At 65.4% G+C, this 14256-nt stretch carries 5 protein-coding genes; 3 read left to right on the top strand and 2 right to left on the bottom strand.

Going from position 1 to position 14256, the window contains the following annotated elements; translation table 11 throughout:
• Nucleotides 1-85 precede the first annotated feature (85 nt).
• Nucleotides 86-478: a DUF1499 domain-containing protein gene (locus SH412_RS05620; RefSeq protein WP_336522536.1), complete on the top strand. Its 393-nt coding sequence runs from the start codon at nucleotides 86-88 to the stop codon at nucleotides 476-478.
• A gap of 7 nt (nucleotides 479-485) precedes the next feature.
• Here the strand turns inward: SH412_RS05620 and SH412_RS05615 are convergent, their stop codons facing one another.
• Together SH412_RS05615 and SH412_RS05610 are read right to left on the bottom strand one after the other, a co-directional pair.
• Complete coding sequence (locus SH412_RS05615; RefSeq protein ID WP_336522535.1) at nucleotides 486-1421, bottom strand: PDZ domain-containing protein; 936 nt, start codon at nucleotides 1419-1421, stop codon at nucleotides 486-488.
• A gap of 18 nt (nucleotides 1422-1439) precedes the next feature.
• Complete coding sequence (locus SH412_RS05610; RefSeq protein WP_336522534.1) at nucleotides 1440-2447, bottom strand: STAS domain-containing protein; 1008 nt, start codon at nucleotides 2445-2447, stop codon at nucleotides 1440-1442.
• A 328-nt stretch (nucleotides 2448-2775) separates the two neighbouring features.
• On the opposite strand from SH412_RS05610, the gene SH412_RS05605 reads away from it, so the two are divergent.
• Entirely contained in the window at nucleotides 2776-6174 is a 3399-nt protein-coding gene (locus SH412_RS05605) for a hypothetical protein (protein ID WP_336522533.1), read from the top strand.
• A gap of 63 nt (nucleotides 6175-6237) precedes the next feature.
• Complete coding sequence (locus SH412_RS05600) at nucleotides 6238-14247, top strand: hypothetical protein (protein WP_336522532.1); 8010 nt, start codon at nucleotides 6238-6240, stop codon at nucleotides 14245-14247.
• Nucleotides 14248-14256: the final 9 nt, after the last annotated feature.

Below are 14256 nucleotides of genomic sequence, written 5' to 3'. Positions count from 1 at the left end.
GCCGAATCTCCGCCGTTTGCGATGGCGGACCAGAATTCTCCTGGGCATCGTCGCAATGGTGTTTGCAGCGGGAGGTTGGAGCTTGATGACCGCAATTCAGCCCGACAATCTGGGCGTCGTGGAGGGGAGGTTGCGGCCGTGCCCCGCGTCGCCGAACTGCGTCTGCTCGTTCGACACAGATCGGGAACACGGCATTCCGCCGCTGACATTTTCAGATTCGCCGGAAGCCGCAATGGAGCGGCTCCGCCAAACCGTCAAGGCGATGCCGCGAACGCGGCTTGTTGTCGATGCTGCCGGCTACCTGCACGTGGAATTCCGAAGCCTGATTCTGCGATTCGTAGACGACGTCGAATTCCTGGTCGACGCAGAGACCCGCATGATCCACGTCCGATCGGCGTCTCGATTGGGGTACTCCGACCTGGGAGTCAATCGGCGGCGCATTGAGGCGATCCGGAAGGCATTCGCCGCCGGAAGCTGAAGGCCGGTCACATCCAGTCAGTCAGCTCGACTTCGACCGTCATGACTTCCTCATTGCGGCGGAAGATGACCGGAATCTTGTCGCCGGGGACTCTGTCGTTCAGCAGCTCGATCAGAGCTTGAAACGAATCGACTCTGTCCTCGCCGAACTTCAGGATCATGTCGCCTTCCCGCAATCCTGCCTTGGCCGCAGCCGATTCCTCGGCCACGCTGCTGACCGTGCAGCCGACGGCCGGCTGCACCGCGCTGATCCCCAGATATCCTTCGCCCCGCACCTGGATCTCATCCACGTTCCCCATGTCATTGGCGATGGCGTCCAGAGCTTCGTCCGAAACGGCAGCGTGTTTCGTCCGGTAGATTCGCAGCTTCGGGATGTGATAGAGCCTCAAAAGCTGCTTCAATCCCGCGTCGCCGCCGGTCCAGCGGCGCGTGATGATAATATTGCCCGGGGGCCGGCTGCGCCGGGCGGGTGTCGGAGCCGCCGCAAAAACGCCGGTGGGATCGTTGTATTTGACGAGTGCTCCCTGTTTCTCCAGTTCGGCGACCGCGCGCGCAAGTCGCTGATCTGCCGCCAGTTCAAGAATTCGCGTCGCGCGATCGCGAGTGGCCGTCTTGGGGGATTTCATCAGCGCGAACAGGACGGCTTCGGTCGCGTCGAAGCTCACGTCCTGGTTCGCGGCGTAGATCCGGTTGAGGACTTCGAGGCTGCGGGCGGCCGTTTCCGGGCTTCCCGCGCCTGCCGCCCGCGCGAGCGGTTCGATGGCCGCCGGTCCAGCCTTCAGCAACTCTTCAGACGCGCTGTCGCGCGTTGCAAAACTTGACGAATCGAGATCCTGAATCAGAGCGGTCAGACGCGCCGACGAATCGGGGGTCTCTTCCCCCGCGGCCAATGAGACAGTAAGAAACGCAGCCGCCAGCCCGCAGAAGACCCGTCGCCAGACCATCGCGTTGCTCCTCGAGTTTCAGTCTTTCGAGATTCGGGCCGAGTTTCGCGAGGGGCGATCAGTCGCTGAAGCCGACGGCGACGGAGCCTCACCGGCTGGAACCGATTCGGTTGCCGGAGCCGATTGTGGCTGTGAGTCGGGTTCCGCCTCAATGGCGTCCGGCCGTTCCGGCTTCGCCGCGTCGGTCGCAGCAGCCGGTTTGATCTCCGCCAGGAAACTGTAATCCCCGACCGTGTCCAGGCCGCCCGAATGCAGGGACTCGATCGACTCGATATAGCGGTCTCCCATTAACGAATCGACGTGAGTTTTGGGGCGATTTCGCTCTGCCATCGCGGCCGGGATGGAGTCGCGGGCCACATACAGCAGGAAACGGGCGGCGACCCGATCCGCGCTGGCATATCGTTCGAGCCGCGCCACGATCGGAGCCAGCTTCTCCTGGGATTTGCTGATGAAAATCTCCCATTCCGTGTCCGAAGCCTGGCGGCGCTGCAGCTCGCCGATTTCCATCCAGATCTTCTTCACCTCGGGATAGTACATCCGATCGTATTGCGGTCGTGGAATCAGAATGTAAAGGGCGATCCCCGCGGCAATCAGGCCGGCGGCGGCAAACCAGCGGCGTTTGCGCCACAGATGCTCGCGAAACGGGACCCGGGCGATCGCGCGGACGGCGTCGTCCTGCCGGGGAAAGATTTCCCACATCGAATCCAGCTTCATGATCCGCAGAACATCCTGCATATCTGCGGAAGCGCCGCAGAGCGCGATCCGTCCGCCGCGCTCGCGGACTGCAACCCCCAGCCGCATGAATTCGCCAATCATCACCGAGCCGAAGTAGTTGGCCCGTCCGAGATCGATGACCAGGTGCTTGACCCGACTCGATTTGGCGACTTCCAGGACTTTGGCGACTTCGTTGTTGACGACGTTGAGTCCGAAGCCGACGGCGTCCCCTGCCGGTATGACGACGAGGGTGTCCCCAAACAGGTCGACTTCCAGCACTCGGTGGTCGCGGAGTTTTTCCGTAGCTGGCATGCAGGCACCGGCAGGCGGGGACGAAGGAGGAAAGTCTTGTCGCAGGAGACGTTGTACCACGGCGGCCATTGGCGGTCACGCGCGATGTTTGCGAACCGCGGCCCGGCGCTGGAAATGCGATCACCCCGCAGATTCTGAGGCGATCGGTCGGAAATCCGGGAGAGTTCTTCCGAAACGAGGCGTCTTCTCTCTCGAATGGACTTGAGCGGAGCTGTTCGCTTACCGGTTTTAGCGGTTTTTCCAAATCTACTCTCTCGACAATCTTGCCGCATTCTGCTGAAGTTGACAGGCCAGTGCACAACGTGCGACGCCGCAGAGGGATGCTTTCATGCAACGATATCAGCCGCAAGGACTTCTGTTGACCGTCTGCCTTGTGCTCGCCGGGCTGGGGCATCCGACTGTCGGAGTTGCGCAGGAGCCGCCCGCCACGGACGCGGCCTCACTTCCAGAATCCGAAGGCGCCGCAGCCCCGGACCGGACAATCTACATACCGTTCAAGAACTTGCGCTCCGTCTTCGAGGGCCAGGGCTCAAGCGTTCTGATGCCGTATCGCGAGTATCTTGAGCTCGCCGAGAAGTGGTGGGGCGACAAACTTCGGCCCGCCGGCAAGCCGCCGGTCGAAGGGCTCGTCAGTTCCGCCACGTATGTCGCCAAAGTCGAAAGGGACATCGCGACGGTGACCGCCACGCTTGTGGTCACCGGGCTGGACCGCGGTTGGGCCGAGGTCCCGCTCCGATTTGGCGAAGCGGCGATCGGGGAACTGAGCAGCGATACCGGCAAGGTCCTCCTGCGCGGGACTGGGAATGGCACGTACGCGCTGCTTCTTCCCGAACCGGGCGAACATCGGGTGACACTGCAACTGACCGCGCGCGTTCGCACCAGTCCCGATGGCCGAAGCCTGGAGCTGGAGTTGCCGCCCGTCGGCATCACGACGTTCGAGCTCGTACTTCCCGAAGCCGATCAGATCGTCGAATTGAGCCCGAAACTCGTCAGCGAAGTGGTCAAGTCCGGGGACAAGGAGACTCGGATCAAGGCTGGACTCGGCGCCACCGAAAAAGTCACAGCGACCTGGCATTCCCGGGCCGGAACGCGCCCCGACATGGAGCTGCTGACCAGCGTCACGAATCAGACGCTGGTCTCGCTCGAAGACGGGCTGATTCATACCGATGCCTGGCTGACCTACGAAGTGCTCCGGGGCCAACTCGATCGCGTCCGGCTGGCGATTCCCAAAGAACACCGAATTCTCGACATCACTTCGGAGGCCCGCGTCAAAGACTGGACGACCGCCGAAGAAGAGGGTCGGCAGGTCGTTACGGTCGAGTTCCTGAGCCGGGCGAGCGGAAAAGTCACGCTCGAAGTTCACACCGAACGACCGTTGCCGGCAGACGCGGTTTCAGTGGTCGGTCTCGAAGACAACGCCGCCCACGGAATTCATGCCCTCGACGCACTCCGGGAAAGCGGTCAGGTCGCGGTCCGAACGGGCGGCGACCTGACATTGACCGTTGAGGAGCAGCAGGGGCTTTCGCGAATCGACGAAAGCGAAGTCGATGCCCGGCTGAAACGCCCCGGGGCGCTCTACTTCAAGTATTACAGCCCTGCCGTGCAGCTTAAGGTGCTGACCCGCCCCGTCCAGCCCCGGCTTATCGTGCGACATCAGAGCCAGGTGATCTATCGCGACGAGCAGCTCCGACTGCAGTCATCGCTGAACTACGCCATCGACCGCGCCGGGGTGTTTGAGTTGAAGTTCCGGCTCCCGGCCGGGATGACGGTCGAGAATGTCGTCTGCGCTCCCATGAAGCAGTTCGACGTTTCTCCCGACCAGTCGCAGTTGACCATCCTGCTTAAAGAGAAACTGCAGGGCGAAGTGGCCGTGCAGGTGGTCTGCGTGAAAACCCTCGACACCCAGGCGGCCGCCGCCGACCAGATGGCGCCGCTGCTTGAGCCGGAAGGGACCGAGCTGGAAAACGGTTCCGTGCAGATTTACGCCCCGGATTCGCTGGAAGTCATTACGGATATCGAGAAAGTCGTTTCGGCCCAGCCCGATCCCAACCCGCAGGCCGGAGGGATTCCGAACAGCCGACTGGTCTCGTCGTGGGTCTACAATCGTCGCCCCGTGGAGATTCCCGTCCGCATGGTCCGCAAGCCGACCCGTCTGACCGCCACGGTCGGGACGCGGATCGACGCCCGGCAGGGACAGGTGCAGGTCGTCGCACAGGTGAAGTTTCTCGTCGAATACGCGGGACTCGATACGTTCCGGATCGCGGTTCCGGAACCCGTGGCCGACACCGCCCAGATCACCCTCGCCGGAGGGGCCGATCTGCCGCCGGTGAAACAGAAGAGCAAAGCCGCCGCCGCCGTCGACGGCTGGGTCACCTGGACCATCGTCCTGCAGCGGGAAGTCGTCGGCACCGTCCCCTTCGAAGTTCGCTACGAACTGACCCCCAAGACCGCCGCCGCCTCGCCCGCCGAGCAGACCGCAGTGGGTCTGGTTCGCGTCGAATCGCCATACGACGACACTGAGCCGAACGCCCAGAAGAAAGCGATTACCGTCTCGCGAATCGCGGGCGAAGTGACCGTCGTCAAAGACCGCGCCCTGGCGGTCGCGACCAGCGCCACCGGCGGCGACGTCGAACCGATCGACGTCCGCGAGCTGACCCAGCTTGCCCAGGACGGCTTTGTCGCCTATCGCTACTACAAGCAACCGGTGGAGATTTCTCTCTCCGCCAGCAAGTACGACATTCAGGCGGTGGTAGAGACCGTCATCCCGCGGGCGCTGGTCGAAATCGTCATCGACCGCAACGGCGCCGCCACCTACCGCGCCCGCTATGTCATCCGCTCCAGCGAACGTCAGCGCCTTGCGCTTGCGCTCCCCAAAGGGGTCGAGCCCCTCGGCGTCATGGTCGACCGCAAGACCGTCGCCCTCGAAAAGAACCCCGCCGCCGACACCGAACACCTCCACGCCTACTTCGTCAACGTCGCCCGCGCCACGTCCGCCGACGAACAGTTTTCGTTCGCGGTCATGTTCCGCAACCCCCAGCTCGAAAAAGACCTGTTCCAGACCTGGGGAGGCAACATCATGCTTCGCCTGCCGGTCATCGGCGGCGAGACCGGCGTCGCCATCCAGCAGCTCAAGCTGGCCGTCTGGATGCCCCAGGAATACGCCCTCGTGGCGACTCCCGATGGCTTCACTTCGGAAACCCGTTCCACGTTCCGCGCCGCGCTTTTCGGTTTCCCCCGCCGGACCAGCAGCGCCGGCGAACTCGACCAGTGGATCGGCTCCGACGCCACCGGCCTGTTCGACTTCCCTGTCGAGGGCCGCGACTATGTCTACTCGAATCTGGGGGGCAAGAACCTGGCCGTCGTCTCCTGGTGGCCCCTGCCGGCCTATACCTGGCTCATCAGCGGCGCCCTCGTCGTCATCGCCGTCATCCTCCGCAACACCTCGTGGGAGAACAAGCTCACCATCCTCGTGATCGGCCTCTTCCTCGCCGCCGCGTATGCCTTGAAAGACTCCGAAATCATCCTCCACGCCGTCACCGTCGCCGCCTATGGCATCGCCGCCCTGATCGCCCTCTGGCTGATCCACGGCCTGCTCGGCGCCCGGCCGACGCCAGTCCTCGCCACCGCCGGCGGCCCCTCGCTGCCGGTCACTTCCGCCGCTGCTCCGAATGAGCCGGAACCGGAACGCGAACCGCCTCAGGAACCGCCATCCCCACCGGTGAGCTGAGTCTGAATGCGTCTTCGCGTCCCTTTCCGCCGTGCTCCGTGTTCTCCAGAAGTCGTGCCGACCATGAATATCACACGTCGTTGCACAATTGTTTGCCGGTGGATGGCAGCCGTCGCCCTGGCGATGGCCGGAGTGCCAGCGGTTCTCGCTCAACCGCCGGCGCCGCCCCAACCCTCGGCTCCCCGCCGCGTCTTCGTCCCTGTGGAAGAGCTCGACGCCGTCCTCGAACGCCATCGCCAGGGAGTCTTCCTCCAGCGGGCCGAGTTCGACGAACTGCTGAAGCTCGCGCAGGCCGCTGAGCAAAGCCGGCCGCGCAGCGCCGTCCCCGCCGCGGTGACGGCAGCGACCTGGCTGGCGGAGATCCGCGACAACCAGTTGTTGCTCAAAGGCACCATTCGCCTGTCGCAATTCGCCGACGGCTGGCAGAGCTGGACGTTCCCCGCCAACCGGATCGCCGTCGAACGGGCTCTCATTGGCGAAAACCCTGCCATTCTCAATCGCGACCCCCAGGGGGCGCTGGTCCTTCTGACCGAAGGCCGGGGCGATCATACTCTGACCCTCGAACTCAGCACCGATCTGACCGCCGTCGGCAGCGATCAGGTCGCGGTCTTTTCGCTCATCCAGGCGGCTCAAGGGACTTTGACGCTCGCCGTGCCCGCGGGAAAGCGACTCCTCGCCGGCAACCTGCAACTGGAACGCCCGACCCCGCTCGATCAGCCCGCCGAATACAAGCTGGCCGTCGGCGGGCTCCACAACCTGCAACTCCGACTCACAGACCGCGCCGCCGACAAGAACGCCGACGCTCTGGTCTTCGCGACCACCGGCTACGGACTGCACGTCGCGCCGGGCGAGGTCACCTGGCGGGCGCTGACGTCGGTGATCGTGTATGGCAAGCCGATCGACACCTTGATCTGCACGGTTCCCGCGACCCTGGAAATCGCCGACGTCTCCGCCACCGGGCTCGAAGGCTGGGAGCTTGCCGACGCCGACGACGGTCAGACGCAGCTCACCCTCGCCTTCGGTCAGCCGTTCGACGGCCAGCGGAAGATCACGTTTCAGGGCGTCATGGCCACCCCCCCCGATCAGGAATGGGCGGTCCCCCCTCTCAGCATTCGCGAAGTCACTTCGCACGTTGGCCAGATCGTGCTGCAGCATCCCGCGGCCGTCCGCCTCGAACGGACGGCGGCCGACGGGGTTCGTCCCGCGTCCGCCGGCGAGAAGGCCGCCTCCGATATGCCGGACGACATGGCGACGCTGGGGGCCACGGAGTTCCACCGCTACGACTTCTGGAAGCCCGATTTCACGCTCCGGTTCATCACCCGCCCCAAACAGCGCGAGCTCCACACCGCCGTCGCGGCCGTGCTCAACGTGACCTCGCAGAGTCTGGAGGCCCAGGCTGCCATCACGCTGGCCCCGCGGTTTGAACCCCTGTTCGACCTCGACGTCCAGCTCCCCGCGGAGTGGGCCGTCACCGGAGCTTCCGTCGCGGATCAGCCGCGCCGCTGGCAGGTCATGCCGCTGGAGGCCGGGCGGCAACAGGTTCGCGTGCCGCTGGAATCCCCGCTGGCGTCCGGCGCGACCGCCGTCGTCGTCCTGCAGCTCCGCCGCGAAACCGAAGGCTGGCCGCCGGAAACCGACGCCGTCGAAGTCACCCTCCCCGAATTCGTCCTGCCGCAAGCCAGCCTGGTCGAGACGACGCTGGTGGTCCGCGGCGATGACGACCTGGATCTGGCCCTCGAACAGATCGAAGGACTCGACCCGCAGCCCTTGCAGGCCGATTGGGAACGTCTGCGACTGCAGTCGCAGGACACGCGCTATTCCGGCCTGATGAAAGTCCGTCGGCGCCCCTCGCAACTCGCTGTCGAAACCGTCGAATTCGCCCGGCTCGATCCGCAGACGCTGCACGTCCACCTGCAGGGGCGGGTGACGGTTCGCGGCGGCGGCGTCCGCACGATTTCCGTGGGCCTGTCGTCCGCGCTTGGCGACAGCGTCCGATTCGATTTTCTCTCCGGCCCCCGCATCGTCGAGCAGCGAGCCGCCAACGCTGTGGACGGAGAGCGGGTCTGGACCCTCCGTCTCGATCAGCGATTTCGCGGCGAACTCCTGCTGGCGCTTGATGCCGATCTCCCCCGGACGACTGGCGAGTCCGTCTCCGTTCCCGTGTGGCGATTCACGGATGCCGAGCGCCAGAATGGCTACTTTGCGGTTGAAGCCGGGGCCGATCAACGTTTGACGCTGAAGGCCGAGAGTGCGGAAGCCGATCCGCTGGCCGAGGCCGATCCGCTGGACCTTCCCCCGACCCGGTACGCCCCGAAGGAACGGGTGATCGCGGTCTATCGCTTCGTGACTGCCGGGGCGAAACTGTCGCTCAGCGAAGAACGCTTCGAGAAAGTCAGCCTGCCGACCGCCGTCTGCCGCGAGCTGCTGATGGAATCGGTCCTCGGCGAGACCGGCGAGATCCAGCAGAAGGCCCTGTTCCAGGTGACGCTCGTCGGCGTGCAGAACCTGCGCGTTCTGCTCCCGGAAAACTCGACCCTCTGGGCGGCCCGGCTGAACGGCCAGCCGGTGGAAGTCCGCCGGGCGGACGACGCCTATCTGCTCCCCATCAGCGCCGACGTCGCGGCCGACCAGTTGCAGGCGCTGGAGTTGTTCTATCGGACGGAAGGCCCCGGCCTGCGGGCGTTCGGGACGATCAGTCAGCAGCCTCCCCGGTTGACCGCCATCTCCGGCACGGGCGTGGGACAGGCGGTCGAAGTTCTGCAGCAGAGCTGGCGCGTGCATCACCCGCGGGAGACGCTGGTGGTCGCCAGCGATGGCACGCTGGAACCGGTCGAACCGCTGGACGACACGGGCTGGCTGCGGAGCTGGCAGGACCTGGTCCGCGTGCCGACCGGCTGGAATCTGGCGTGGACCTTGATCGCCCTGGCCGTGATTCCTGGTGTTTGCGCGATGGTGGTGCTGACATGGCGGAATGGCGGCGTCGGTGGATTGGCGCGTGCGATCGGAGTCGTTGGAATCGTGGGAGGCCTCGGTCTGGTCGGACTAATGGTCTACACACTCGGGTCGCAAGAACGGAGTGCCTCAGCTCGGTTTGGCAAAGTCAATACGGCCCTTTCCGGCAGTTCGGATGGAAGTAGCACGCGGTATTCTGCGGGAACGATTGTCGGACTGAATCCGCCCGCGTCGGAAGCTGCGAGTCCGACAGCCGCACCGGCCAGCGAACCGCAGGCGGCAATGATGGGAGACTTCGATGCGCCGCAGAAGAGTCTCGCCATGCCAAGGGAAGCGAAGCCTGCCGAGGAGTTTTCAAAGCGACAGCAACCACAGTCGGCGGATGGCGAGTCCAAGAGCGAAAGTCTTGCCGACCGCAAGTCGGGTGAGGCCGAAGGACGATTCAAGAACGACCTCTCGGGGCCGCAACAGGACCCGTTTGCACCGCAGCGTGCTCAAGCTCAAGCAGCTCCCGTGGCCGCAGGCCAGACGCAGCCGTTCGAGCAGAATCTCTCCCTCGTGATCCAGCAGGACCAGAACCAGGACGGCGTCATGGATCGCGATGCCGATGGCGAGAAAACGAACTGGGCCTTTCGGAGCAAGTCGATGTCGAAGGGACTCCTGTCCCTAACGATGCAGCTCCCCGTCCCTGAAGACTCCGTGGCGAAACTCTTCCGTTACTACGGGACCGAGACCGATGGCGTCACGCTCGAATTCGGCTTTGTGAACCGCCAGGCCGGCCTGGTTCTGCGGATCTTCCTCCTGGTCCTCGGGCTGGCTGCCGGCTGGTTTCTGCGGAAACGGTCTCTTTCGGCCAAACTGCGAATCAGCCTGGTCCTGCTCGGCGGAACGCTGGCCGCGGTGGCGGTCGCCCCGCTCGGCTGGCAGGCGCTGCTCGATGGCGTCTGGCTCGGAAGCTGGGCCATGCTCGCCGTCTGGAGCCTGCACGCCGCCGTCCGCTGCTGCATCCAATGCTGCCATTGCTGCGGTTGGAACCGGACGACAACCACGATTACGACTCTGCTCGCCTTGACGGTCGGCCTGTCGTCTGCGGACACCGTTCAGGCGCAGGCGAAGGGGCCTGCCAAGCCGCCGGCCGCGGCGGCGGCGAAGAAGCCGGCAGTGGCGGCTGCGAAGAAAGACGTCGCAAGTCCGCCGGTGGTCGCGCCCTACATCGTCGTCCCGTACGACGCGAATGAGGCTCCGACCGTCGCCGACCGCGTCTTCCTGCCGCAGGAGAAATTTCGCGAGCTGTGGGAGCTGGCGCATCCCGACCAGCGGCCGGACGCCCTGCCGCCGCAGGATGGCGGACTGGTCGACGCCCTGTATGCCGCCCGGCTCGTCACGGCCGATCGCGCCGAGAAGGACGCCGTGCTGCAGATCACCGCCCGCTACTCGGTCCGCAATCTGACGCGCGGCCCGCTAACCGTGCCGTTGCCCCTTGGCCGGGCCGCCGTGCAGTCGGCCGTCATCGACGGCAAGGCCGCCGCCGTTCTCGTGCGAGACGGACTGATGCACGTGGTCGTCACCGAACCCGGCTGGCATGTCGTCGACGTCGAGCTGGCCGTTCCCGCCCTCCTCTCGGGACAGACCGGCAGCGCCCAGGTGCCGCTGCTGCCGGTTCCTGCCGGAAAATTCTCGCTCGAACTTCCTGCCAAAGGGCTCGTGCTGCGGGTTAACGGATCGAGCACCGCCTACCGCCTGCGAGCTGACGGCGATCGCCAGGTGGCCGAGTTCGGCGTCGACCGGACAAAGGAGCTCTCGCTGAGCTGGCAGCCAGAACAGACCCGGGCCGGCGCGGCCGCCGTGATTCAGGTCGAGTCCGCGACCGCCGTCTCGCTGACCGATTCGGGCATCGTGCTGAGCACCGGCCTGCAGTATCGGGTTCGGCAGGGAGGGATCAGCGACGTGCAGTTCGTGCTGCCGGCGACCGTCCGCCTGCGCAGCGTCCTGGGCCCCGATGTCGGCGGCTGGGACGCCAGCGAAGTCGACGGTCAGCGCCGGCTCCGCGTCTTCTTCCGTCGCACTGTCAGCGATGCCACGCAACTGACGCTGGAACTGTTTCAGGAACAGGTCATCGGCGGCGACTCGCAGACGTTCGATGTGACCGTCGTCACGCCGCTGGAAATCACCGGCGAAGTCGGCTTTGTCGGCGTCTTTGCCGGCGACCAGTTCACCGTGCGCGGCGCGTCCGGCGTCAATCTGAGTCAGGTCAATCCGGACCGCTTTACCGCACCCGCCCCGGTCAGCCGCCCCGAGGCGCCTCCCGCCCTGGCCTACCGCTTCACCAAGCGGCCGGCGACGGTCACGCTGACCGCGACCCGGCAGGCGACCCAAGTGCAGCTCGCCGCCCGCCACGCCGTCAGCGTCTTGCGCCGCAAGGCCCAGTTGACCTCGCAGTTCTCCGCAACGCTGACCGGTGCGCCGCGGACGTCGCTGTCCGTCGCCGTGCCGACCGGCTATCTGCTGCTCGACGTCCAGGCGACCGAACTCAAGGACTGGTACGTCGCCCGCCGCGATGGCGGCGACCTGCTGACTGTGGAATTTAACCAGCCGCGGACCGGACTGGTCGAGCTGGTACTGAATGGCGTCATCCGGCGGGACGACGCAGCGGCTCAGCTCGCACTCCCGTTGCCGCAACTGCTGGAGACGACCCGTCGCGACCAGCAACTGGCCGTCTGGCTGGAGGCAGGGATTGCGCCGCAGGTCGAAAGTCTGGGAAGCTGGAAATCGATTGACGCCGGCCTGGCGACGGGCATTGCCCAGGCGCTCGGACGTCCCGCGCCGCAGTTGGCGTTTTCGTCGCAGGACGCCGATCCCCAGCCGGTCGGTCTGCGGCTGACGCAGTTGCCAGCGAAGTTGACGGCGGCGTCGCTGGCGACGGTGCTGGCGTCCGACGTCGGCGTGGCCCACACGCTGGGTCTGCAGTGGGAGATCTCGCAGGCTGCGACCGATACGCTGTACTTCACCACCCCCGAATGGCTCGCCGGTCGGCTGGAATTCGCCGGGGAGAACCTGCGCGAGGTCGTGGCGGGCACGCCTGAAAACCAGCGGGTCCGCTGGACGGTCTCGCTCCGCTCGCCGGTCTCCGGCAAGTATTTCCTCACCGGGACCGGCATGCTCCCCCCTCCGTCAACGGAAGTGGCTGCGCCGGCCGTGATGTTTGAGCAGTTCGCCGGGCCCGGGCAGTTTCAGACGCTCCAGCGGCAGCAGGCCTTCGTCCTGCTGATCAACGCCTCGCCGGGACAGTTGACGGCGGTCGACACCGCGAACATCGAGCCGGTTCTGCCGGCCGATCTGCCGATCGTTCTCGACGACCAGCTTGCCCGGCAGGCGACAGAACTGCTGCATGTGAAGCAGCCCGGAACCGCCCCGCGCTGGAGCGTGCAGCGCTTCGCCGCCGCCGCGGCGATTCCCGCCTCGGTCAACGTCGCCGACTACACGACGGTCGTCTCGCGCGACGGGGCGTATCGCGGCGTGCTGGCGCTGACGGTCAAGAACCGGACGCGGCAGTTTTTGGCGCTGCGGATGCCGGCCGACTCGCGGCTCCTGTCGGTCTTCGTCGGCAATCAGCCGTCGCGGGCCGTGCAGACCACGCTGGGGGCGGGGCCGATCGAGCTGATCGCCCTGCCGAAGACCAGCGAGGCCGATACGTCGTTCGTGGTGCGGGTCGTCTATTCCGGCCGGCTCGGTTCGTCGTTGCCGAAGGGCTTTCGGTGGGCGAGCCAGGAACTCGAACTGCCCGCCCCGCTGGTGGTCGGCCAGCAGGAGGACGAGAACTACGGCATCCCCGTGGCCCGCACCCGCTGGACGGTCTACCTGCCGGACGATCTCCGGGCCGCTCCGGTTCGCAGCGGCCCGAAGAACAACCTTTCGCCGGTGACCGACGAAGCCGCCGATCTGACCTACCAGTTCTCGGCCCTGCAGGAAATCAACGATCTGATGTCCTGCGTGGAAAGCGAAGTCAGCACGGCGACGCGACTGAGGGCCTTGAACAATCTGAAGCAGATCGAGTCGTCGGTCCGACAGTACCGGAACGACAACGAAGAATTCGGCCGCGTGCAGACGAAGGCTCTGGAGCGTCTGTCGGAGGTCCAGCGGAAATGGTCCGATTCGCCGGGAGATCAGGCTGGACGTGGCGCTATCGTCGAGCAGCAGGCGGTGACGAACATTCAATCGGCGGACGACCTGTTCGACCTGAATTACGACAATGGCCGCCGACTGATGATGAGCAACACCTTCACTGGCACTCCCATTGGCAGTCCTGGTGCGACGATCCATCTCCCTGCACCATCCTTCGAGTTCCGCGCGCCACAGAACGACGCGGCGCCAGTTTCGGGAAAGCCGGCGAGTCGCAACGAATCTGAGCAGTTGCTGCTGGGGCGTTCCCGGGCCGCCTACCAGGGCCAGAATGCGATGGAGATCGATCGATTGAATCGTTCGCTGGAGGAGAAATCGGGGAAGAAAGGCGGCCAGGTTCAGCTCTGGGACGTGAATTCGGCGCAGACCATGGTCGATGGTCGCATGGGAATGGCCGGGAACGGTATCGCCAACTCTGGAGGGGTTCCGCAGGCTCCCGTGAACGGACCGGGACCGGGTGTCGTCAACGAGTTTGCTCGCCAGAACGTCTTTGTGGCACAGGGAATGGCCGGAGAAGGTGCGGAGGTCCAACTGCACGGACTCCAGGCCGGGGCCAGTCATCGGATCGCGGGGCTGTCGCTGCCGATCGACATTCCTCAGTTCGGTCAGAAGCTGGTCTTCTCGAAGCCGGGCGGCGACCCGAAGCTGGCGATCTCCGTCCGGCCGGAAGAGACCGTGCAGTCGGGACTGGCCTGGGTCTGGGCCGCCCTCTGGGCGCTGGTTGTTGCGGGAGGCTGCTGGGCGCTCTCTCGACCGGGGTTCAGTAACCGACTGCTGCAGGCGCTTCCGGGACTGCTGACCATCCTGTCCGGCCTCGGTTTCCTGACGCTCTCCGCCCCGTTCAACCTGCTGTCGCTGGCGGTGTTCGTCGTGGCCTCGATCTGGTTCACGCTGGGCGCGACGCGTCGAGCACCATCCGCCGTCGACTCGAACGCAGCCTGATCTCGGACG

Origin of the sequence: Planctellipticum variicoloris (assembly GCF_030622045.1) — a bacterium.
GTDB lineage: Bacteria > Planctomycetota > Planctomycetia > Planctomycetales > Planctomycetaceae > Planctellipticum > Planctellipticum variicoloris.
The sequence above is the reverse complement of the archived record's forward strand: the minus strand, read 5'-3'. Positions and strand labels throughout refer to the sequence as shown.

Excerpts from the sequence above, each read along its gene's own strand:
- SH412_RS05620 (WP_336522536.1), top strand. The coding sequence starts at position 86 with ATGACCGCAATTCAGCCCGACAATCTGGGCGTCGTGGAGGGGAGGTTG.
- SH412_RS05615 (WP_336522535.1), bottom strand. The coding sequence starts at position 1,421 with ATGGTCTGGCGACGGGTCTTCTGCGGGCTGGCGGCTGCGTTTCTTACT.
- SH412_RS05610 (WP_336522534.1), bottom strand. The coding sequence starts at position 2,447 with ATGCCAGCTACGGAAAAACTCCGCGACCACCGAGTGCTGGAAGTCGAC.
- SH412_RS05605 (WP_336522533.1), top strand. The coding sequence starts at position 2,776 with ATGCAACGATATCAGCCGCAAGGACTTCTGTTGACCGTCTGCCTTGTG.
- SH412_RS05600 (WP_336522532.1), top strand. The coding sequence starts at position 6,238 with ATGAATATCACACGTCGTTGCACAATTGTTTGCCGGTGGATGGCAGCC.